This window comes from Paramixta manurensis (assembly GCF_013285385.1).
Lineage (GTDB): Bacteria > Pseudomonadota > Gammaproteobacteria > Enterobacterales > Enterobacteriaceae > Paramixta > Paramixta manurensis.
Genome location: NZ_CP054212.1, coordinates 2,436,503 through 2,459,712 on the forward strand (window position 1 = coordinate 2,436,503; position 23,210 = coordinate 2,459,712).

Consider the following 23,210-nt stretch of genomic DNA (forward strand, 5'->3'; position numbering starts at 1 on the left):
TAGCAGGAATGCCTGGTGGGCCTCTTGGCATGGCGGCAGGTGTTATTGGTGGAATGATTGCCGGTCAATGCACAAAAGAAAGCTTCAGCAACGGAGGTGGAAATAAAAATGATAGTGGAAAATCCAGCCCAAACTATGGAGGCCAGTGCACTTGGTAGTTATAAGTCATAAAAATAAATTAATCAGCAGGCGAAACTGATGAAAGTCATTTTCAACTTTTTACTATATTTACTTTTGTTCATTATCGGATTCACTTTAATTAATCATGCCAATATCCTTGATTTGAATACCGCATCAAGAAGTGAGTTATTCTCTAAATTCGTCGTTATGATAATATTCCTTATCGCTATAACACGATGGGGAATAAAAATATTCTACTTTTTGATTGGACAAAAAAGTAGGAATAAATATCCTCCGGCATAGCCGGAGGTTTTTTAGATACGCCTGTAAGGCTCTGTTATCAATATCAACCGCGCACAGTCTGACATTTGCTCCAACTCCGTTACTTACCGCCCGTGAACGGGCTACCCGGATACGGGTGTAGTGGATCACAAAATCAGGACACAGGGATACCTGATTACTCGCTAATCATGGAGATCATCGCCATCAAGGCTGAACCAGCCAGCGGCGCACTTCATCAAAAAAATGCTGGGCTAACGGCGTCGCGCGTCCAGGCTCCGCAATCACCAACGCGGCATGACGCGCCATCGGTGCGATCGCTAACCGACGGTGACGCAACGCGGGCACCATCTCAGGCAACAAATGGCCGCCTGGCGCAATCAAACACCCTAACCCAACCTGCACGCCCTGAATCAATTGAAAAACCGACGTACTTTCCAGAATAACGCGCGGCGACAGCGCGGCATCGCGAAAATGATTATCAAGATAACGACGAAAATAGCGGGTCGGTTCAGCCAGGCAAAGCGGCAATGCCGCGGCATCCGCCAAACTTAACGCATCATCCGTTGCGGCTAAGCCGGGAAAATGGTGTGGGTGATACACTAATTCAACGCCGTTATCGCGCAATGCTTCGGCCTGAAAATGCAATTCGCGCAGCGTCGCCATTTCAAAAAAGCCGATGCCCACGTCTACCGTATGACTATTCAGTGATTCCAGTAATTGGTCGGCACTCAACACCGCCACACGATAATCCAGTTGTGGATACCGGTCATGCACCGCTTTAAGTAGCACCGGCAACGAGACACTGCATTGCGGCACCACGCCAATACGCAACGTACCGTTAACGCCATGCTTAAGCGACTCGACCTCCAGCTTCAACCCCTGATAGACCGAAACAATCTCACGCGCCCAAGCCAGCACTCGCTCCCCTTCGGCGGTAAAGCCGTCGAAGTTATTGCTGCGGTTAATCAGCGACAACCCCAGTTCACGCTCAAGGTTTTTTAGCCGCATCGATAACGTCGGCTGGCTAACAAAACTGGCCTCGGCGGCACGCCCAAAATGACGTTCGCGCTCCAGGTTACAAAGGTAAATCAGTTGTTTAATGTCCATGAGAGTGCAGATCAGCAACACAGGTAGACAGTGTAACACGGAATCATTATTTGAAGACCGTTGCGATAAAGGACACCTATCGCACCATTAAACCAATCAATTAGACAATTTTACTAGCCGGTTGCAGACTTTATCCATTGAAGTAATAAACGCTTAACATACAAACAACAAAAGCCTGCACATATCATGAAATTCAAATCGCAAATCAAGCCATATCAGGCCGCCGCAGGCGGTTGGGGTTCGCTGGAAGCCACCACGCGTTTCGTGATGGACAGTAAGCAAGCATTAAAAAACATGCGTAACTTAATGCGCATGAATAAAGCGAAAGGCTTTGATTGCCCTGGCTGTGCGTGGGGCGATGATAATAAAAGCACCTTTAGCTTTTGCGAAAACGGCGCTAAAGCCGTCACCTGGGAAGCGACGCGGCGGTTTATTGATGCCAATTTTTTTGCCGCCCACAGCGTTAGCGCCCTTTACCAACAGAGCGACTACTTTCTCGAATACCAAGGCCGGTTGGTTGAACCATTACGCTACAACCGCGAGACAGACCACTACGAAGCCATTAGCTGGGACGACGCACTCGCGCTCATCGCACAGCATATCCACGCGATGGATAACCCCAACCAAATTGAACTGTATACTTCGGGTCGCGCCAGTAATGAAGCCTCCTGGCTATATCAGCTTTTTGGCCGGATGTTCGGCACCAATAACTTTCCCGATTGTTCCAATATGTGCCATGAGGCCAGCGGCACCGGTCTGAAACGCAGTATCGGCGTGGGCAAAGGCACTATTCTTCTTGATGATTTTGAACACGCAGACGCTATCTTCGTCTTCGGCCAAAACCCGGGTACCAACCATCCTCGCATGCTGCATAGCCTGCGCCATGCCGCCGACCGCGGCGCGGATATCGTTACCTTCAATACGCTACGCGAACGTGGCCTGGAACGTTTTGCCGACCCGCAAAAGCCGCTGGAAGTGGTTACCTCTAAGGCTGGCGCGATTAGCTCTACCTATTACCAGCCCAATCTTGGCGGTGATATGGCGGCCGTGCGCGGCATGGTTAAAGCGCTGGCAGAAACGCATCGGGCACGTATTGCTAACGGTGAAGCGGGCCTGTTTGATGAAACCTTTATCGCCACCCATACCGAAGGCGTGAATCACTATCTGGCGGCAGTCGATGCCACATCATGGACGAAGATCGAAAAACAGTCAGGACTCAGCGAACAGCAACTACGTGAAGCAGCGGCAATTTATCAGCGCGCTGAACGCGTTATTTGCACTTGGGCCATGGGGATCACTCAACATAAACATTCGGTAGATACAGTTCGTGAGATCGTGAATCTACAGTTGTTATTCGGCCAACTTGGTAAAAAAGGCGCGGGGTTATGTCCGGTGCGCGGTCATAGCAATGTGCAAGGCAACCGCACCATGGGCATAGATGAAAAACCCGGGAAAGCGTTTCTTGATGCGCTCGGCGCCCATTTCAATTTTGAACCGCCGCGCGAGCCGGGTCACAACACGGTGGAAGCGCTGGAAGCCATGTTACGCGATGAAGTTAAAGTTTTAATCGCACTGGGCGGCAATCTGGCTGCCGCCGCGCCCGATAGCCCACGCACCGAAGAGGCGATGAGCCGTTGCGGATTGACCGTGCATATCAGTACCAAACTGAACCGCAGCCATTTAGTCCCCGGACATGATGGCTTAATTCTCCCGACGCTTGGGCGTACCGAGCAGGATATTCAGGCCAGCGGCTCGCAGTTCATCACCGTAGAAGACTCTTTTAGCATGGTGCATGCTTCGGAAGGCGTCGGTAAGCCATTGGCGGAAACCCAACGCTCTGAAACGGCGATTGTGGCCGCCATTGCTAACGCGGTCCTCGGTAACCAGCCGCTCGACTGGCTGGCACTGGCTGATGATTACGACAGAATCCGCGATCATATTGCGGCCACCATTCCAGGTTTTGCCGACTTCAACCAAAAATGCGCGCACCCTGGCGGGTTTTATCTCGGTAACGCGGCTGCCGAATTGCGTTTTAATACCTTGCATAATAAAGCGCAATTTAGCGCCGCTGCCCTGCCTGACTCACTGTTTCCGCAACTCGGTGATGTTGAAGTGCCGTTTACGCTGCAAACGTTGCGTTCACACGATCAGTACAACACCACTATTTATGGTCTGGATGATCGCTATCGTGGTGTATACGGCCAGCGTGAAGTGCTGTTTATTCATCCTGACGATATGCAGGAATTAGGGCTGAGCGCCGGGCAAAATGTGGATATCGAAACACTCTGGAACGATGGCATTACCCGCAAAGTGAGCGGCTTTAAGTTAGTGCCCTACAATATCCCGCGCGGTAATCTGGCAGCTTACTATCCGGAAACCAACCCGCTGGTTCCCCTTTCCAGCTTTGGCGAAGGCAGCGGAACGCCAACCTCCAAATCGGTGCCGGTGAAGATTTCACTGACGCCAGAGGTGGTCAGTCGCCGTATTGCCTGATACAGTGTTAGTCTTTATAGAAAGCCGGACTCGTCCGGCTTTTTTCGTTTAGTTAACCTTGCTGCAAACCGGTGATTCGCGTAAAACTGTTTGCCGCTCTTAGGCCACGAAAATAAATTAATTATGTTCCAGGATAACCCGCTGCTCGCGCAGCTTAAAGAGAAGCTTCACTCCCAGACGCCGCGCGTTGAAGGGGTAGTCAAAGGTACGGAAAAAGGGTTCGGCTTTTTAGAGGTCGACGCGCAAAAAAGCTACTTTATTCCGCCGCCGCAGATGAAAAAAGTGATGCATGGCGATCGCGTTGTCGCCGCCGTGCAAACTGACAAAGATCGCGAGATTGTCGAGCCGGAAAAACTGCTTGAGCCTTTCCTGACGCGCTTCGTAGGCCGGGTACAGAAAAAAGATGATCGGTTATCGATTGTGCCGGACCATCCGTTACTGCGTGAAGCCATTTCTTGCCGTCCCGATCGTGCTTTAACCCATGATTTTCAGGCTGGCGACTGGGCCGTCGCCGAGATGCGCCGCCACCCGCTGAAAGGCGATCGCGGCTTTTACGCGGAACTAACCCAATTTATTACCCATAACGATGACCATTTGGCACCGTGGTGGGTGACGTTGTCACGCCACAATCTGGAGCGTGAAGCGCCAGACGTGACATTTAGTGAGATGTTGGACGAAAACTTGACGCGTGAAGATCTCACCGCGCTGGAGTTCGTTACCATCGACAGCGCCAGCACTGAAGATATGGATGATGCGCTGTACGTCGAAGAAACTGCTGACGGTACCCTGCGCCTCACCGTCGCCATTGCCGATCCTACCGCTTATGTTGCGCCAGGTAGTGAGCTGGATACTATCGCCGCCGAGCGCGCGTTTACCAACTACCTGCCGGGCTTTAACATTCCGATGTTACCCCGCGCCCTGTCCGACGATGTTTGCTCGCTGCACCCACACGTACGCCGCCCGGTGCTGGCCTGCCGCGTAACCGTCGCCGCGGATGGTACGCTTGCCAACGATGTGCATTTCTTTGCCGCGTGGATCGAGTCAAAAGCCAAACTGGTATATGACCATGTTTCCGATTGGCTGGAAAATAGTGGCGAGTGGCAGCCAGAAACCGATGCTGTTGCTAACCAAATCCGCCTGCTGCACCGTTTGTGTCTGTCGCGTATGGAATGGCGCAAAAATCATGCGTTGGTCTTTAAAGACCGTCCGGACTACCGCTTCCTGTTAGGTGACAAAGGCGAAGTGCTGGACATTGTTGCCGAGCCACGCCGCATCGCTAACCGCATTGTGGAAGAGGCAATGATTGCCGCCAATATCTGCGCCGCGACAGAGTTACGCGATAAGTTGGGCTTTGGCATTTATAACGTCCATCTCGGTTTTGATGCGGTTAATGCCGAGCAAGCCGCGGCAGTGCTAGCGAATAATGGCGTCACTGTTGATCCCGCCACGATGACGACGCTGGAAGGGTTCCGTCAATTGCGCCGCCAGTTAGATGCCCAACCCACTCAATTCCTCGACAGCCGTATTCGTCGCTTCCAGTCCTTTGCGGAAATAAGCACCGAACCCGGCCCACACTTTGGCCTTGGGCTGGAAGCTTACGCAACCTGGACGTCGCCGATTCGTAAATATGGCGATATGGTCAACCATCGCCTGCTGAAAGCGATTATTCGCGGAGAGGAAGTGGCACGACCTGCTGATGATGTCACGGTCAAAATGGGCGAACGTCGCCGTTTAAATCGTATGGCTGAGCGCGATGTCGGTGATTGGCTCTACGCGCGTTTCCTTGAAAAAGCCGTTCAGAATGGCAGCCGGTTTAGCGCTGAAATCATCGATATTTCACGCGGCGGTATGCGCGTTAGGCTGCTGGATAACGGTGCTATCGCCTTTATTCCCGCCCCTTTCCTACATGCGGTTCGCGACGAGCTGGTGTGCAGCCAGGAGAGCGGTACTGTACAAATTAAAGGTGAAGTTGTCTGGCGCGTTACCGATGTTATTGAGGTCACCATTGCCGAAGTGCGCATGGAAACCCGTAGTATCGTAGCCCGTCCTGTCGCCTGATACGGTTCCCCGGCGGGATAATGCGTTATCCCGCCACTTTATTTACTCTTCACGTCCCTAACGTTTAAAAACGCTTATCAGTTCACACTTCTCCGCAGATTCACTTTCTTTAACAAACAATTACATTACTTTTAACCTGCTATTCATTCTGAACCTTCCCTGGTGGATCCCAACAAGGAGTTTTGTCATGCAAAACGTCAAAACCGGGCTTATCTGGTTAGCAGTGGCGTTGCTTGGTGCATTTGCCTTTGGCATGTTAGCGCTAAGCCGCGGAGAACATGTGAACGCCGTTTGGCTGGTGATTGCTGCAGTGGCCAGCTATAGCATTGCTTATCGTTTTTATAGCTTATTTATCGCTAAAAATATCTTTGCGCTGGACGATCGCCGCCGTACGCCGGCTGAACGATTTAATGACGGGCTGGACTATGTTCCCACCAACAAATGGGTGCTGTTCGGGCACCATTTTGCCGCGATTGCCGGCGCTGGCCCACTGGTCGGGCCGATACTCGCCGCACAAATGGGTTTTCTACCCGGTACTATCTGGATTTTGGTGGGCGTAATACTGGCGGGAGCAGTACAGGATTTTTTAGTGCTGTTTATTTCAACTCGCCGCGATGGTCGTTCACTGGGAGAGATGGCAAAACAGGAGCTGGGATCGTTCGCGGGCGTTATTACCATGCTCGGTGCGCTGGGCGTAATGATTATTATCCTTTCCGCGTTGGCGCTGGTGGTGGTTAAGGCGCTCACTAACAGCCCGTGGGGGCTGTTTACCATTGCGGCGACGATTCCGATTGCGCTGTTTATGGGCATCTACATGCGTTTTCTGCGGCCAGGTAAAATTGCCGAGGTTTCGCTGATTGGCTTCGTGCTAATGATGGCGGCGATTATCTATGGCGGCAATGTTGCGCAGCATCCATTCTGGGGGCCCTTCTTCACACTAAGCGGCACCTCGTTAACCTGGGTGTTAGTGATCTATGGTTTCATTGCCTCGGTTCTGCCAGTGTGGCTATTACTGGCGCCGCGTGACTATCTCTCTACCTTCCTCAAAATTGGCGTCATTGTCGGCCTGGCGATTGGCATTCTGATTGCGCTGCCTGAAATGAAAATGCCCGCCGTCTCACGCTTTATTGATGGTAGCGGCCCGGTATTTTCCGGTGCCCTGTTCCCATTTTTATTTATCACCATTGCCTGCGGCTCGATTTCTGGTTTCCACGCGCTGGTCTCCAGCGGCACAACGCCTAAATTGGTTGAGCGTGAGAGCCATATGCGGTTTATCGGCTACGGCGCAATGTTGATGGAATCCTTCGTCGCTATCATGGCGTTGATTTGTGCCTCGGTGATCGACCCCGGCGTCTATTTCGCCATGAACTCCCCGGCAGCATTGATTGGCACCACAGTAGAGAGCGCGTCTCAAGTCATTAATGGCTGGGGATTTGTCGTCACGCCGGAGATGCTGACCACCATCGCCCGTGATGTCGGTGAAACCAGCATTCTGTCACGCGCAGGCGGCGCGCCAACCTTTGCGGTGGGTATGGCGCATATCATTACCGAGGTATTTAACAGCCGGGCGATGATGGCGTTTTGGTACCACTTCGCCATTTTATTTGAAGCGCTGTTTATTTTAACGGCCGTTGATGCCGGGACGCGCGCCTGCCGGTTTATGGTGCAGGATTTAGTTGGTACGCTGATCCCTTCACTGGCGAATAATCGCTCCTGGCTGGGAAATATGGCCGGCACTACCGTTGCGGTCGCGGGCTGGGGATTCTTTGTCTATCAAGGTGTCGTCGATCCGCTTGGCGGCATTAACACCCTGTGGCCACTATTCGGTATTGGTAACCAAATGTTGGCCTCAATGGCGCTAATCTTGGGAACGGTAGTGTTGTTTAAGATGAAAAAACAACGCTATGCCTGGGTAACGATTCTGCCTACCGTCTGGTTATTTATTACTTCTATGGCCGCCGGTTGGCAGAAGATTTTTCATGAAAAACCCAGCATTGGTTTCTTAGCGCAGGCCAACAAATTTAAACAAGGTATTGATGATGGCGTGATTATCGCCCCGGCGAAAACTGTTGCGGATATGCAAACCATTGTGTTCAGTAACCAAATCAACGCCATTTTGTGCGGCTTCTTTATGCTAGTGGCGGTCACCATGCTGATTGCCGCGTTCTTTGTCATTCGTCGCGCCTTAAAAAGCGCCACGCCGACCGTGCACGAGTCAGAGATTTCGTTACGTGAGGAGGTTCGTCATGTCGGATAACCTATCTGCTCTGCGGCGCCCACAAGGTGAGTGGCACATCCAGCGTTGTCATCCGCTTGGCACCCTTTCCGCTACGCCTGCGCCGCTGACCTTACGGTTGATTTTTCGCCGCCTGGCGCAAAGTTTCCGGTTAATGGTTGGCGTTCATGATTACCAAAACTATCTGCGCCATATGCGGCTCCACCATCCACAAGCCGTTCCCATGACTGAACGCGAGTTTCATCGCTACTGTCTGGAAGCACGCTTCCCCGCTAAAGGCGGAAAATTAGGAAAATGTCCCTGTTAAGCGTCAATGCCCCGGAAACGGGGCTTTTTTTAGGGCCGCTGATTTGTATTACGAAAAATATATTACTTTTACGCCATTGTCCGATCCCTGTAGCAGAATAGTGCTGCTAAAATAAGAAGATACGCTTACCGCGTCTTTCCTGAGGATGGCTTAAATGATCGATGATCGAGGGCAAACACTGCTATATAGCCTGTTTGGCACCACCAGCCCTCACTGGCACCTATCCGCCGATAGCGATGCGCTTAATTTTTCGGAAGATGAAGCAGCCCAAGTTAACCTCGCCGTAGCGCTTACGCCGCCACAGGCCAGTTTGTTGCGCTCGATGGCGGTCATCACCTCCAGTATTAGCCTCACTGTCTCTTTGCGCGGAACCGAAATCGCGATGCATTTTGTCGGACGTAAGGTGAATCAGTCAGAGTGGGCAGGCACAGCTTCAGCATGGGGTGACACCTCTTCCGTCGCTCGCGATTTGACGCATGGCCTCTCCTTTGCTGAACAGGTGGTGTCTGAGGCCAATTCGGTGATCGTTATCCTCGATCAACGCGGTAACATCCAACGCTTTAACCGTCTGAGTGAAGAGTATACCGGCCTGAAAGAACAAGAAGTGATTGGCCGTAACGTGTTCCAACTTTTTATGACGCGTCAAGAAGCGGCGGCGTCACGGCGTAATATCGCCAGTTTTTTCCGCGAAGGCAGTTCATACGAAGTGGAGCGCTGGGTTAAAACCCGTAAAGGTCAGCGCCTATTTCTGTTCCGCAATAAGTTTGTTCATAGCGGCAGCGGTAAGAATGAAATTTTCCTCATCTGCTCCGGTACCGACATTACTGAAGAACGTCGGGCGCAGGAACGGCTTCGCGTGCTGGCGAATACCGACACCATTACCGGTTTACCTAATCGCAACGCGATTCATCAGTTGATTACTGAAGCGTTGGATAATCCGCAAGGAAGGCAAACCGGCTTGGTGTACCTTGACCTCGATAATTTTAAAAAGGTGAACGATGCCTACGGGCATATGTTTGGCGACCAATTATTGCAAGCCGTATCGCTGGCTATTCTGACCTGTCTCGGTAAACAGCAAACGCTGGCCCGTCTTGGCGGCGATGAGTTTTTGGTGTTAGCGGTAAATACCACCCAAAGCGAGCTAGAATCACTCGCCTCGCGTATTCTCGACCGTTTACGTCAACCGTTCCGCATCGGCCTGTTAGAAGTGTATACCGGCAGCTCAATCGGCATCGCGATTGCACCGCAGCATGGCGAGGATCGGGAAAGCCTGATCCGCAATGCCGATACCGCGATGTACAACGCTAAAGAGAATGGCCGCGGCAAGTTTTGCCTGTTTTCTGCCGAAATGAACCAGCGCGTATTCGAATACTTGTGGCTGGATACTAACCTGCGTAAGGCGCTGGAACAGCAACAATTAATTATTCACTATCAGCCTAAGCTCGATCGCAACGGTAAAGTGCGCGGCGCCGAAGCGCTGGTACGCTGGCAATCACCTGAGCGAGGTTTGGTCGCCCCGGGCGATTTTATTTCGTATGCGGAAGAGTCCGGGCTGATTGTTCCTCTTGGCCGTTGGGTGATGCTTACCGTACTGGCGCAAATTATCGCCTGGCGTCAACAAGGCATTGATTTGCGCGTGGCGGTGAATGTTTCCGCGCGTCAGCTCATCGATCAGAGCATCTATACTGACCTAAAACAGGCATTACAAGAGAGCGGGTTAAACCAATGCCCGATTGATATTGAGCTGACCGAAAGCTGCCTGATTGAAAATGAACGCCAGGCGTTGATGCTGATGAAGCAGTTCCAGGAGTTGGGCGCGGAAGTGCATCTTGATGATTTCGGTACCGGTTACTCTTCGCTCTCACAATTGGCGCGCGTGCCGATTGATGCGATTAAGCTCGACCAAAGTTTTGTGCGTGATGTTAATACTCAGCCGGTTGCGCAGTCATTGGTGCGAGCCATTGTCGCAGTGGCGAAGGCGTTGAATTTGCAGGTGATTGCCGAAGGGATTGAGACCGTGGAAGAAGAAGCTTTTGTGATGAACAACGAGGTGGATATTCGCCAAGGATATTTATATGCGAAGCCAATGCCCGCAGAACAACTCGAACACTGGCTTATTCAACATCCTGAATATCAATAATTACCCTGCTTTACGTAACTGCGCGCTGTGACGGTTTTGCAGTTGGACCAGCCGTTCCATGTAGGCCAGGTCTTTAGGTTCAAGCGTGAAGGCAAAGTCTACCCAGTCTTCGGTAATGTCCATCAACTCGGCGCGGGTGAGTTGCAAGACGCGCTGACGCGCTTTTAACATCGCCCGTACCCCATTTAGCTTAGGTTTTAGCGTATCAATAAAAGTACGCGTCATTTGATACCCTTCGCCGGGCTGGAATAAACGATCCACCAAACCGCGCGTTTCAAACCATTCCGCGGTATGTGACTCTCCTTCGCAAATTAACTCCTCTGCCAGTTTCATACCGGCACGCCGGGCGACCAGTGAATAGCCGCCCATGCCGGGAAACAGATTAAACGCGATTTCGGGAAACCCGAGGCGAGCATTGTTTTGCGCCAAAATAAAATGGTGCGCCAATGCGGCTTCAAACCCACCGCCTAACGCACTCCCTTCAATCATCGCAATGGTGACTGCGCCGGTGTCAAACCCACGTGAAGCCGCATGGATACAATCCACACAGGCGCGGGCATAGGCACGCAACGCTTCGCGTCGTCCATTTTGAATCGACTCAACGAAAAAGTGCAAATCGCCGCCGGTATTGAACATTGCCGGAACCAGCGAGCCGGTAACCCAAAAATCAATCACCAAGCCAGAGCGCTGTGCGGCGTAGCTAAGGTTCATGATCTCTTCAATCAAGGCATGATTAAAGCAAGGCCGCGGTTCCGCACGCAGTAACATCCACATGGTACGACGCGCCTCTTCATAGTACGCAACAAGCTGGGTGGTTTGCCCAACTTCGGTAAACGCCCGGCAGGTTGGTTGGTTAATTACTGTCATAGTCTCATCCTCTGTTTATTTGATGCGTTGACGCATTCTCAGCGTAATGCAGAGTGAGACGGTTCTAAACGAGAGGTTGATTTTTAAGATAAAGAAGGAGAGTATTCCCGGCGCTAACGCCGGGAATTGATAAGCAGAGTTATTTAATTGCGGCTCGTTGCCCCACCGCCAGCCGCCGGCTTTTTACCTGTTTAGAGTAAACGGCGGTAATCATCGGCACCAAAACCGAGGTAACGATAACCGAGGTCGCAACCAACGCGGTTGCCGCAGGTGCCACTGGTTTAAACTGCGGCACCATCTCGGCAATCAATACCGGTGTTGCGACCGCTGCGCCCGCCGAACTGGATGCCGCAATGCCCGCCGTACCATCGCCGCCACCGATTAATCGATCGGCAATAATTAGCGGGATGCCGGTGATAACAATGACCGACACGCCCAGCAGCACGCCCAATAAACCGGTATCGGCAATCACGGCCAGATCGATGGTGTTGCCCAGCGCGAAAGCGAAGAACGGAATCAACGTTTGTACCGCTTTGCTAAAAAATTCACGCAGCTCGGGATCAAGGTTGCCCAAAGCGAACCCAATCAAGAACGGCAGTACCGCGCCAACAAAAACATGCGGTTCAAATGATGCTATCCCGGCAGTCCCCAGAATAATCATCGTCATTAGCGGCCCGGACTCCAGGGACATTAGTACAAATGCGCCAGCCTCTTCTTTCGTGCCGTATTGCTGCATAATTGAGGCATACAGACCGCCGTTGGTCATATCCATCGACGCGACCAGTGCCAGCGTAGAGAGCCCGGCTAACATCCCTGCCTCAATACCATGTTGAGGAATTATCCGCGACGCCACCGCCGCAACCACCCACGCCACCGCAACTTTCGTCACCACCAGGGTACCTGATTTACGTAACACCGTACCTGTTGCGCTGAGCTTTATTGAGGCGCCCATACAGAAGAACCAGACCGCCAAAATAGGCACGGTGCCAGTAATTAAACCATTTGAGAAAGAGCCGAGGTACTTACCGGCTCCGGGCGAAAACGTATGGCAGATAGCACCGATAAACAGCGGTACCAGCATCATTCCGCCAGGAATTTTATCTATCGCACGTTTGATTTGCATGTTGTCTTTCACCTTTTCTCAGCAAGACGAAATCGTTATCATCTGCGGCCACCCAGTGGGTCCATGAAAGCAACATAGCGTGATTATTAGGGCAGAAAAGTGATCTTCATTTAATTTTTGAAACGACGTTTCATTTTTAGAGGGTTATTATTTCAGTTGTTTGATGCAGACCTAACTCTAGGATAGTCCAAAAACGTTTGCGCTCCAGCCTCCACTTATACGGCAGCTAGATCATCCGCGCCTGGCTTCCCACTTGGTATCAAAGATAAACCCTGCGCTATGCGGCCCAGGCAGGATAAAATCAGTAAATTTGCATACTTTCCCCGCTAATTAGGAGTTTTTAACCTACTGCGCGGCGTACGAATGCCTACAATATTCTTATGTGATAGCCAAAAGGGTGATAGTTAGCCTGCTCACTTTTTTTCAGGCAATCACTGTTTTTTGGCTGAATAATAAGACCACAAGTTATTAAACGTTTTGACGCTTTAATGGCAAGGACAAGGATGTAAATCGTTTGTCAGTCGTTGTCAGTCAAAAACCTGAGACGCAGTTGAACGGTGCCAAACCAACGCCCTCAGCTGTGGGAAACAATAAAGGAGAAGTTATTATGTCAATCAATACCAAACGCTTTACCGTCGCCTTGGTGGCCGCAACGTTAGTACTTTCTTTAAGTGGTTGTTCTCACTGGTCTAAACGTGACCGTAATACGGCAATCGGCGCAGGCGCGGGTGCAATTGGTGGTTCCATTCTGACCAATGGCAGCGGGTTAGGCACCATCGGCGGAGCAGCCGTTGGCGGTATCATTGGCCATCAGGTTCACTAACAGCCTGGTTGATAAAAACGATAAAACAGATCTACCGCAGCGTATCTGATGATTACAAGGCCGCGTTTTCGCGGCCTCACTCGCTTTAGCCACCCGCCAGTTTGACCTTCATGCCTTTGGCTTCCAGCAGAGTTTTTAGTAGATCGCGCTTATCGCCCTGGATTTCGATCACCCCCTCTTTTACTGAACCCCCACAGCCACATTTCTTTTTCAGCTCGGCAGCCAGCGCGTTTAACGCACTCTCCTCCAGATCAATACCGGTAATGAGGCAAACGCCCTTGCCTTTACGACCACTGGTTTGGCGCTGAATACGGACAATCCCATCGCCTTTCGGACGCGTGACTTTTTCCTCTGGCGCATCAATACGTCCCACGCCGGTTGAATAGACCAAACGATTATCGTTACTCATTTATCCTCCCGTAGCGAAGCATGAATCGCCTGTAGCGTGGCCGCCGGATCGTCAGAACGCGTAATTGGCCGACCAATCACCATATAATCAACGCCAGCCTGCTGTGCCTCAGCAGGCGTCATGATACGACGTTGATCGCCAGCATCGGCGCCAGGTGGCCGAATACCCGGCGTAACCAGCGCGAAGTCCTGCCCGAGCGCCTGTTTGAAGCGTGCCGCCTCCTGCGCTGAGCACACCACGCCATCCAGCCCGCAATCACGCGTGAGGCGCGCTAACCGCTCTGCGTGCTCCGCAGGCGTCGCATCGATACCAATGCCGCGTAGGTCATCCGCATCCATACTGGTCAGTACCGTTACCGCAATCAGCAACGGTGCATCTTTGCCAAAAGGCAATAATGCTTCGCGGGCGGCATTCATCATACGCGCCCCGCCGCTGGCGTGCACATTAACCATCCATACGCCTAAATCGGCAGCGGCAGCCACGGCATGTGCCGCCGTATTCGGAATATCATGAAATTTGAGATCGAGAAAAACTTCAAACCCACGTTGCTGTAATTCATGCACCCATTGCGGCCCAAAACGCGTAAACATCTCTTTACCGACTTTTAATCGGCAACTGCGTGGGTCAATACGATCGACAAACGCCAGCGCGAGGTCACGCTCGGCATAATCAAGCGCCACCAATATCGGTGAGTCGGTTACAGTTTGAGGTAATGACATGAAAAAACCCTCTGGACAGTGAGGCACCGGCACGGCGCAGTGGATAAACCGCAGCATTCTACCTGTGCCGTTGGCAGGATGACAGTTTTCTGACGAGTCCGGCTTTGGTCTTCCCTGCCAGGCGCTTACGAGCAGGTTGTTTTCTCGGGTACTAATCAGTGAAAAGATAACAGTATGTTGTAACTAATTACGGTAATAAAAAATTCCCGTCACCGGGAATCTTGCTATTGCCCATCAAGCCCGCGTATTGGCTTAACCGAAGACCAGGCGCGGCAGGATGGACAGTGCCAATACAGCGCATGGGCGGTAAAACCACATTTATGGCAGCGGTAGCGTGGCTTGGTCCGGATTTGCTCTCCGACCATATCTCGCAACACCATCAAACTCTCTTTGGCGCGGCCATCTTCCGCTTCACTGAGGTGAAAATCCATCAAACGGTGGAAGACTCGCATGGTTGGGTGACGCTGAAGCTGCCGGTTGATATACACCTGTGTGGCTTCCGTTCCCTCTTCACGCTCAAGAATATCCGCCAGATAGAGTTCAGCGACGGCCCCGGTGTTCTCTTCCACACAACGGCGCAGATACGCTTCCCACGCCTGCGGTTGCTGTAACCGCTGATAGCAACTTTCCAGCATTTCTAGCGTTTCACTGACCAGTTCTTTGTCCTGTTCAAGTACCCGCTGTAAATGGCTAACCGCTTTGGCGTATTCTCCCTGCGCCATAAAAATCCGCCCCATCATAATGGAGACGCGCGCGCTTTGCCTGTCCGCCGCTTCGCCTTTTTTCAGCAGATTCATCGCACGGTCAAGATCATCGCTGCCCATTGCCTGCAGCGCCAGCTCGCAGTAAAAGTGGGCAATCTCCATTTGTTGACGCCCTTTGCCCAACTTCACCAACCGTTCGGCAACATCTATCGCCTTCTGCCAGTCGCTGGTGGCTTGATGAATAATCAGAAGTTGTTGAAGCGCGCTAATGCGGAAGTCGGTTTCATCTATTAACTGGCTGAACATATCTTCAGCGCGATCGTACAAACCGGCGGCCATATAGTCGCGCCCCAGTTGCTGTACAGCGAGTAAACGTTGCTCATAGGTCAGTGATGCGCTTTCCATGAGCGACTGGTGAATACGTATCGCACGATCCACTTCACCTCGGGAACGAAACAAGTTACCCAGCGTCAAGTGCGCCTCTACCGTGCCGCTGTCCTCCTTCAGCATGTCGAGGAACAGGTCAACCGCTTTATCCTGCTGGTTAGAAAGCAGGAAGTTAACCCCGGCCACATAATCGCGTGAGAGGCGGTTCGCTTCTTGTTGCTTGTCCTGCTGCGCACTCCTGCGCCCCATATACCAGCCATACGCCGCGGCTACGGGCAATAACAGAAACAGCAGTTCCAACATGAGTAGTTATTCCTTGACGACAGGCGTTGGTGACACTGTCACAGAACTATCTGCCTGCTCAAACTGTTGCTGAAGCCGTTTCAGTTTACGCTGCGAATTGGCTAATGCGACGCGGGTACGTAACCAAAACAATCCGCAAATCGCCCATCCCAGTACAAACCCGGCGGCAAACAGTGTTGCCAGCAGCGTGGAAACCCGATATTGCCCCTGCGCCAACAGATAATTAAAAGTCACCACCTGATCGTTATGCGCGCCAAGCGTCACTGAAATGACGAAAATCACTAATACCAGTAAAAAAATCAGCAAATATTTCACATTTCGTCCCGTAATTTGGTGTTATCCAAATGAATTATGCCAAAAAAGTTGCCAGGATGCTGCATGATAAACTGCCCCAATCGCCCGCGCAGCCCTCCCCGCTACTTTTTCTTTTATCCCGTCATCACTTTTATGGGGGCGAAAACCACGAAATGCAATCACTATTCCTCTTCATTATCGCGCGCGTCAATCTCTTTACGCTCGGCGGGAGGAATGCTCAATGGCCCGCATATCCGCTGAACACCCCAGCTTGCCAGAGTCACCAGTAGCCAACTGATCGCCGTTGCGACCACCAAGTCACGCGGCCAATGCATTCCTAATAACAGGCGGCTGCCCATTACCGCACTAGCCCATAGCATTAGCAGCGCCACGGTGAAAAAACGGCGGCGCGGCCATAACAACCCTACGCCAAGCAACGCCCAACTGGCAGCGAATAGCGTGTGGCCGGAGGGAAAAGCAAACCCGGTTTCGAATGCCCAATGCTTCTTTAGCCAGCCCGGCAATTGCTTATCGTCGACCACCAAGTGCTCCACCCATTTACCGCGCGCCTTGCGTTTAAGCTGATAAAAGAGTTGCTGGTTAACGCCATGCGTTTTTTCCAGCCATAGTACATAAGGGCGCGGTTCCTGGACGTGGTCTTTAATTAATGATTTCGCATACTGACCACACAGCACCGCAGCGACCATAATCAATAACAAAAAAAACGCAGGTCGCAGACGAAAACGCAGGCACCATAAAAACCAGAGGCACAAAACGGCGCTGGTCACCACGCCCCATGGACGAGTGACGGTTTCTGTCATCCAGAATAACATGCGCAGCCCCAAGCCGCTGGCACCAGGCTGCCATTGCCAACCAGAAAGCCATACCACGGTTGGCATAATCAGCAGCAATAACGCACCTGCCAACGTGCGCCTGGCGATTTCCAGCATCCGAATTCCTTGTGTTTTGTTAATTTTAATCTAAGAATAGCTTAAAAAATAATAACATAACGATTGCAGCTTAGATAATTGTGCGTTATCACAACAATCGCTCTTACGCATTAACCGCCATCCCATTGGTTATGGCAAAATACGGCTTGGTAATAGGTCACATTGACCGCCTCGCGCTACCATGATGATAGCGTAACAAATGATGGTTCTGGAGAGTCACATGCAGCTTAAACGGGTGGCAGAAGCCAAACTGCCCACCCCCTGGGGCGATTTCCTCATGGTGGGTTTTGAAGAATTGGCAACCGGGCACGATCACGTTGCTTTAGTTTATGGCGATATCAGTACCCCCGATCCGGTACTGGCGCGTGTCCACTCCGAGTGCCTAACTGGTGATGCGCTGTTTAGCCTGCGCTGCGACTGCGGCTTCCAGCTTGAGGCTGCGCTGAATGCCATCGCCGAAGAGGGTCGCGGTATCTTGCTGTATCACCGTCAGGAAGGTCGAAATATTGGCCTGCTAAATAAAATCCGTGCCTATGCGCTACAGGACAAAGGGTACGATACCGTTGAAGCGAACCATCAACTTGGGTTCGCGGCAGATGAGCGCGACTTTACGCTGTGCGCCGATATGTTTAAGTTACTGGGCGTTGATGAGGTTCGGCTACTCACCAATAACCCCCGTAAGGTGGAGATCCTGAGCGAGGCGGGTATTAATATCGTTGAGCGCGTGCCGTTAATTGTTGGGCGTAACCCGAACAATGCGCATTACCTCGATACCAAGGCGGCTAAGATGGGGCATCTGCTGTCGAAGTAGCAAGTAAAGCCGGGAAATTTCCCGGCTTAATTTTCATCAGTGGCGCAACATATTGCGGATAACATAGTGCAGAATCCCATCGTTGCGATAGTAGGTCAGTTCATTACCGGTATCGATTCGGCAGCGGGTTTCAAGGGTTTCCTTACTACCATCCTGCCGGGTAAGCGTCACATTAACCTTCCCTCCCGGCTTCAGGTCGGCAATATTTTCAACATCGATCTGCTCATCGCCAGTCAGTTTCAACGATCCTCGCGTTACGCCTTGTGGAAACTCTAGCGGTAGAATTCCCATCCCAATCAGGTTTGAACGATGGATACGTTCGAAAGATTCGGCAATAACCACCCGAACCCCCAGCAAACGTGGTCCTTTGGCTGCCCAGTCGCGGCTGGAACCCGAACCGTACTCTTTGCCGGCTATCACCGCCAGCGGTACACCCTCTTGCTGATAACGCATTGCGGCATCATAAATATCCAACTGCTCATTATCCGGAACATGGCGCGTTACGCCCCCTTCAACGCCCGGCACCATTTCGTTGCGGATACGGATATTGGCGAACGTGCCGCGCATCATCACTTCATGGTTACCACGCCTTGAGCCATAGGAGTTAAAATCCTGCCGTTCGACGCCATGTTCGGTAAGATAGCGCCCTGCCGGGCTCTCGGCTTTAATACTGCCCGCCGGTGAGATATGGTCGGTCGTCACCGAGTCGCCAAGCATCGCCAGGATACGCGCCCCTTTGATTTCAGCCACGGGTTTCGGCTCTTTCTCCATTTCATCAAAGAATGGCGATAGGCGGATATAGGTAGACTCGTCGTCCCAATCATAGGTTGCCGCTTCACTGACGCGAATCTGTTGCCATTCCGGCGTACCTTCAAACACTTCCGCATACTCTTTACGGAACATATCAGTCGAGACTTGTTGAACCGCGCGGGCGATCTCTTCCGGCGATGGCCAGATATCCTTCAGATAAACCGGCTTGCCGTTACGGTCTTCACCCAACGGTTCCGTTTGCAGGTTAACTTTCATATTACCCGCTAACGCATAGGCAACCACCAGCGGCGGTGATGCCAGCCAGTTAGTTTTCACAAACGGATGGATACGCCCTTCAAAATTGCGGTTACCGGACAGCACCGCGCCAACAGTAAGATCGCCCTGTTTAATGGCGCTCTCAATGTTTTCCGGTAGCGGGCCAGAGTTACCGATGCAGGTCGTACAGCCGTATCCCACCAAATTGAACCCCAGATCATTAAGATATGGCGTTAATTGCGCGGCGGCCAAATAATCAGACACCACTTTTGATCCCGGCGCCAGCGAGGCTTTCACCCATGGCTTACGCTGCAGACCGGCGGTAAGCGCATTTTTCGCCAGCAACCCGGCCGCCATTAATACACTTGGATTAGAGGTGTTGGTACAAGAAGTGATAGCCGCAATAACCACCGCGCCATCTTCCAGGTGATACTGTTTTCCTGCTTCTTGATACGCGACAGACTTGGCAGCGGTTTGCGCATGGTTCACCTCCAGCTCAGTGCTCTGGCGGAACGCGGCAGGGACATCACCAAGTGATACGCGATCTTGCGGCCGCTTCGGCCCGGCCAAACTGGCTTCTACCGATGCCATGTCGAGCGCCAGTGAGCTGGTAAAAATCGGCTCATCGCCGGTATTGCGCCACAACCCTTGCTGTTTGGCGTATGCTTCAACCAGTTTCACCTGCTCCTCGCTGCGCCCGGTTAAACGCATATAACCTAGCGTAACGCCATCAATGGGGAAGAAGCCGCAGGTTGCGCCATATTCGGGCGCCATATTGGCAATAGTCGCGCGATCCGCCAGCGGTAGATCGTCCAGCCCATCACCATAGAACTCAACGAACTTACCGACCACTCCGTGCTTACGCAGCATTTGGGTTACGGTCAACACCAAGTCAGTGGCGGTAATTCCCGCTCGTAGCTTACCGGTTAACTTAAAGCCTACTACATCTGGAATCAGCATTGATACCGGCTGCCCAAGCATGGCTGCTTCCGCCTCAATACCGCCAACGCCCCAGCCTAGCACGCCCAGCGCATTGATCATGGTGGTATGCGAATCGGTACCCACCAATGTGTCCGGATAAGCGACCTCTTTACCCTCTTGTGCCTGGTGCCAGACAGCTTTACCAAGATATTCGAGATTCACCTGGTGACAAATGCCGGTGCCTGGCGGCACCACGCTAAATTGGTTAAACGCTTTTTGTCCCCAGCGCAGGAACACGTAACGTTCATGGTTACGTTCCATTTCAAGGCGAACGTTTTCTGCGAAAGCCTTATCATCGCCAAAGTGATCAACGGTGACCGAGTGGTCAATCACCAAATCCACCGGGGAAAGCGGGTTCACTTTAGAGACATCCCCGCCTAGCCGCTTAACGGCTTCGCGCATTGCCGCTAAATCGACGACGGCCGGGACGCCGGTAAAATCTTGCATTAATACCCGCGCCGGGCGGTAAGCAATCTCACGATTCGCGTGCGCATCTTTCTGCCAATCTGCTAACGCCTGAATATCCTCAGCGGTAACGGAGTCGCCATCCTGCCAACGTAGCAGGTTTTCTAGCAGCACTTTCATGGATTTTGGCAGGCGAGAAATATCACCAAGCTGTTGCGCGGCACGTGGGAGGCTATAAAAATGATAGCGTTGGCCATCCACTTCCAGTGTGTCCTGACTGCGTTCGCGTAGGGTTAACGACATAGCTCCTCCTTCTTATTGTAGTTTCAACAATAACCTGAATGTTCACAAGGTCAGTGTTAAAGATAGTACAAACTGGGGGTAACGTTTTGATAACAACACAAAATGACACAGGTTGGCGGGGAGCTGAAAAAGAAACGCCCCGAGCTTTAGGCCCGGGGCGTTTTTAAGAAATGCGATTTTATTGCATAAGAAACCAGACGGCCCCAGCCCAAAAAGCCAGAGAGTAAGCGCAGGCGCTTAATAAAGAGATCCGTGAAATATTCATTGTTTACTCACTTAGACCGGTCACGGTCAATTAACGTGTACCTGGTTAAATCAATTAGCGCGAATTGATTTCACTCGTTATGAACTATTGAGAACGATTAAAGAGCAATGTTGACCAGCAGCGCCGGATAAAACGGCTTAGTAAGCGGAAAAACTGAGGTTGGGTCTATTCGCTTTCGCGTTCAAACGATTATTTATTCTTTTTCTCAACCATTGATTCGATAAAGTTGCGCTGCACCTCAGAGATATTCCACGATTCAGGAATCGCTACCTCTTGCGGCGTTTTCGGCTTGCAGCACTCCGCCTTCATCTTACGTAGCAACTGGGGTTTATGAGTTAGCCGCTGTTCCAGCATAACTTAGCCCCACAGATGCCAGACAGTTAGCCCAACCACCGTCCAGAACAGTGCAGATACAGCAAAGACAGCGATCCAAGCGTTACGACGGATGTCACTACTACGCTCAATCAGCGTTGCTTTTTCCCGGAATTCCGGTTGTACAGTCAGTCTCGTAGCCATAGTTTCTGTTAATCACTCTCAATAAAACGATTGTTAGCACCAATCAACATTTAGGACAAATCCTAAACATTTTACCGTGAAAAATCCAGATTTTTTTTATCTGGCTAACGATTAATACTATTTATCAAAGCTGATGTTTTATCTCTGTGTAAACAAAAATGGGATCAGAATATTAATTAATCCTTAACTCAAATAATTTCCTAAACATTCCAAATTAGGTCCGGAAATTATTAGAGCGTTTCGATTAACACCTATCCCCTGCTACCTCTACCGCTTCGTCATAACCAGAGTATGAGAATATTCCTGGCTGTGCGCAAAGCCACCCGGTGAAAAATGTGTTCTATTTCGCATTTAATCAATAACAATGGAAAAACATGTGATGCATGTTTCATTTACAAAAAAATGACAAGCAGCGGTTAACAAAGTGCAGCCCTTTTTGATCTCGCGCAAAAAAAAGGCCGCCATAGCGACCTTGTTATATTGGCAGTAAACCTATGCGCCGTTACTTTACCGGCAGTTTGATATCTTTAAACATGGCTTCAATATCTTCATTTGAACGCAACGCAACGGCGGTATCGACCACATCACGCGTTAAATGCGGCGCAAAGCGTTGAATAAAATCATACATATAGCTGCGCAGGAAGGTGCTGCGACGGAAACCAATTTTAGTCGTGCTGTTGGTAAACACATCGGTTGCTTCAATCCGTACCAAATCCGGATCGGAAACCGGATCGACCGCCATACTGGCGATAACCCCAACCCCTAACCCTAAACGTACATAGGTTTTAATGACATCAGCATCAGTCGCGGTGAACACAATGCGCGGCGTTAAACCGGCACGATTGAAGGCGGTGTCCAGTTCTGAACGGCCGGTAAAACCAAAGGTGTAGGTAACCAGCGGGTACTCAGCCAGCTCTTCAATGGAAACTTTGGTTTTTGACGCCAGCGGATGGTCCGGCGTCACTACAATAGCGCGATTCCAGTGGTAACAAGGCAGCATGATCAAATCGTCATACAGATGCAGTGCTTCAGTCGCAATGGCAAAGTCCGCATTCCCTTTTGACACTGCCTCCGCAATCTGTGTTGGCGACCCTTGGTGCATATGTAATGAAACACGCGGATAGCGCTCAATAAACCCTTTGATCACAGCCGGTAATGCATAACGTGCCTGTGTGTGGGTAGTGGCAACGTAGAGCGATCCCTTATCCGGCCAGGTATGTTCGCCAGCAACGGACTTAATTGCATCTACTTTAGATAACACTTCACGGGCAATGCGGATAATCTCTTCGCCTGCAGGCGTCACCTGAGTCAGGTGTTTACCGCTGCGTGCAAATATTTGGATACCAAGTTCATCTTCCAGCATTCTGACTTGCTTACTAATGCCGGGTTGTGAGGTATAGAGGCCTTCTGCCGTTGAAGAGACATTCAAGTTATGGTTGACCACTTCAACGATATAACGCAGCTGCTGCAATTTCATGTTTTTCCGTCCCGGTATGAAGCAACGCGCCGAGTACCTTCGTGCGCCAGAGAAACTCTGTTCCCACAGCAAAGAGCAAAAGGTTACGGTCTGAGCAATATTAG

19 protein-coding genes are annotated in these 23,210 nt (G+C 51.3%); 7 read left to right on the forward strand and 12 right to left on the reverse strand.

Going from position 1 to position 23,210, the window contains the following annotated elements; translation table 11 throughout:
* Positions 1-606: 606 nt before the first annotated feature.
* Positions 607-1,509, reverse strand: coding sequence for a LysR family transcriptional regulator (locus tag PMPD1_RS11785; protein WP_173634219.1), 903 nt, complete (start codon positions 1,507-1,509; stop codon positions 607-609).
* Between the two features lie 186 nt (positions 1,510-1,695).
* On the opposite strand from PMPD1_RS11785, the gene PMPD1_RS11790 reads away from it, so the two are divergent.
* From PMPD1_RS11790 to pdeR, 5 genes are all read left to right on the forward strand, one after another.
* Positions 1,696-4,002, forward strand: a complete 2,307-nt coding sequence (locus PMPD1_RS11790) for an FdhF/YdeP family oxidoreductase (RefSeq protein ID WP_173634220.1) — start codon at positions 1,696-1,698, stop codon at positions 4,000-4,002.
* Positions 4,003-4,125: 123 nt separating this feature from the next.
* Positions 4,126-6,060, forward strand: a complete 1,935-nt coding sequence (locus PMPD1_RS11795) for an exoribonuclease II (RefSeq protein WP_173634221.1) — start codon at positions 4,126-4,128, stop codon at positions 6,058-6,060.
* Positions 6,061-6,247: 187 nt separating this feature from the next.
* A complete protein-coding gene (locus PMPD1_RS11800) occupies positions 6,248-8,317 on the forward strand; it encodes a carbon starvation CstA family protein (RefSeq protein WP_173634222.1) in 2,070 nt (689 codons plus the stop codon).
* A complete protein-coding gene (locus tag PMPD1_RS11805) occupies positions 8,307-8,603 on the forward strand; it encodes a YbdD/YjiX family protein (RefSeq protein WP_173634223.1) in 297 nt (98 codons plus the stop codon). The genes PMPD1_RS11800 and PMPD1_RS11805 overlap by 11 nt, the downstream gene beginning before the upstream one ends.
* A 154-nt stretch (positions 8,604-8,757) precedes the next feature.
* On the forward strand, positions 8,758-10,743 hold the full coding sequence (gene pdeR / locus PMPD1_RS11810) for a cyclic di-GMP phosphodiesterase (protein WP_173634224.1): 1,986 nt from the start codon (positions 8,758-8,760) through the stop codon (positions 10,741-10,743).
* Here the strand turns inward: pdeR and PMPD1_RS11815 are convergent, their stop codons facing one another.
* Together PMPD1_RS11815 and kdgT are read right to left on the reverse strand one after the other, a co-directional pair.
* Positions 10,744-11,610 (reverse strand): crotonase/enoyl-CoA hydratase family protein, encoded by an 867-nt coding sequence (locus PMPD1_RS11815; protein WP_173634225.1) that lies wholly within the window; start codon positions 11,608-11,610, stop codon positions 10,744-10,746. It lies immediately after the preceding gene.
* A 139-nt stretch (positions 11,611-11,749) separates the two neighbouring features.
* Positions 11,750-12,733: a 2-keto-3-deoxygluconate transporter gene (gene kdgT / locus PMPD1_RS11820; RefSeq protein ID WP_173634226.1), complete on the reverse strand. Its 984-nt coding sequence runs from the start codon at positions 12,731-12,733 to the stop codon at positions 11,750-11,752.
* A 607-nt stretch (positions 12,734-13,340) separates the two neighbouring features.
* Between kdgT and osmB the strand changes: the two genes are divergently transcribed.
* Positions 13,341-13,556 (forward strand): osmotically-inducible lipoprotein OsmB, encoded by a 216-nt coding sequence (gene osmB / locus PMPD1_RS11825; protein ID WP_173634227.1) that lies wholly within the window; start codon positions 13,341-13,343, stop codon positions 13,554-13,556.
* An 85-nt stretch (positions 13,557-13,641) separates the two neighbouring features.
* On the opposite strand, the gene yciH is transcribed toward osmB, so the two are convergent.
* From yciH to pgpB, 5 genes are all read right to left on the reverse strand, one after another.
* The gene (gene yciH / locus PMPD1_RS11830; RefSeq protein ID WP_173634228.1) at positions 13,642-13,965 is read right to left on the reverse strand and encodes a stress response translation initiation inhibitor YciH; all 324 of its coding nucleotides are present in this window, start codon (positions 13,963-13,965) and stop codon (positions 13,642-13,644) included.
* Positions 13,962-14,684, reverse strand: a complete 723-nt coding sequence (pyrF, locus tag PMPD1_RS11835; RefSeq protein ID WP_173634229.1) for an orotidine-5'-phosphate decarboxylase — start codon at positions 14,682-14,684, stop codon at positions 13,962-13,964. Before pyrF ends, yciH begins: the two co-directional genes overlap by 4 nt.
* 224 nt (positions 14,685-14,908) lie before the next feature.
* Positions 14,909-16,078 carry a lipopolysaccharide assembly protein LapB gene (gene lapB, locus PMPD1_RS11840; RefSeq protein WP_173634230.1) on the reverse strand — a complete coding sequence of 390 codons (1,170 nt, stop codon included), beginning with the start codon at positions 16,076-16,078 and terminating at the stop codon, positions 14,909-14,911.
* A gap of 6 nt (positions 16,079-16,084) precedes the next feature.
* Complete coding sequence (locus PMPD1_RS11845) at positions 16,085-16,393, reverse strand: LapA family protein (protein ID WP_173634231.1); 309 nt, start codon at positions 16,391-16,393, stop codon at positions 16,085-16,087.
* 161 nt (positions 16,394-16,554) lie between these two features.
* Positions 16,555-17,322, reverse strand: a complete 768-nt coding sequence (gene pgpB, locus PMPD1_RS11850; protein ID WP_173634232.1) for a phosphatidylglycerophosphatase B — start codon at positions 17,320-17,322, stop codon at positions 16,555-16,557.
* A gap of 220 nt (positions 17,323-17,542) precedes the next feature.
* Between pgpB and ribA the strand changes: the two genes are divergently transcribed.
* Positions 17,543-18,133, forward strand: a complete 591-nt coding sequence (gene ribA, locus PMPD1_RS11855; RefSeq protein WP_173634233.1) for a GTP cyclohydrolase II — start codon at positions 17,543-17,545, stop codon at positions 18,131-18,133.
* Between the two features lie 36 nt (positions 18,134-18,169).
* Here the strand turns inward: ribA and acnA are convergent, their stop codons facing one another.
* The 4 genes from acnA to cysB all read right to left on the reverse strand — a co-directional run bounded on the left by acnA (position 18,170) and on the right by cysB (position 23,106).
* Entirely contained in the window at positions 18,170-20,848 is a 2,679-nt protein-coding gene (gene acnA / locus PMPD1_RS11860) for an aconitate hydratase AcnA (RefSeq protein WP_173634234.1), read from the reverse strand.
* Between the two features lie 454 nt (positions 20,849-21,302).
* Positions 21,303-21,467, reverse strand: coding sequence for a YciX family protein (locus PMPD1_RS22925; RefSeq protein ID WP_494338251.1), 165 nt, complete (start codon positions 21,465-21,467; stop codon positions 21,303-21,305).
* 3 nt (positions 21,468-21,470) lie between these two features.
* Positions 21,471-21,629: a YmiA family putative membrane protein gene (locus tag PMPD1_RS11865; RefSeq protein WP_173634235.1), complete on the reverse strand. Its 159-nt coding sequence runs from the start codon at positions 21,627-21,629 to the stop codon at positions 21,471-21,473.
* Positions 21,630-22,131: 502 nt separating this feature from the next.
* Positions 22,132-23,106 carry an HTH-type transcriptional regulator CysB gene (cysB, locus tag PMPD1_RS11870; protein WP_173634236.1) on the reverse strand — a complete coding sequence of 325 codons (975 nt, stop codon included), beginning with the start codon at positions 23,104-23,106 and terminating at the stop codon, positions 22,132-22,134.
* Between the last annotated feature and the right edge of the window lie 104 nt (positions 23,107-23,210).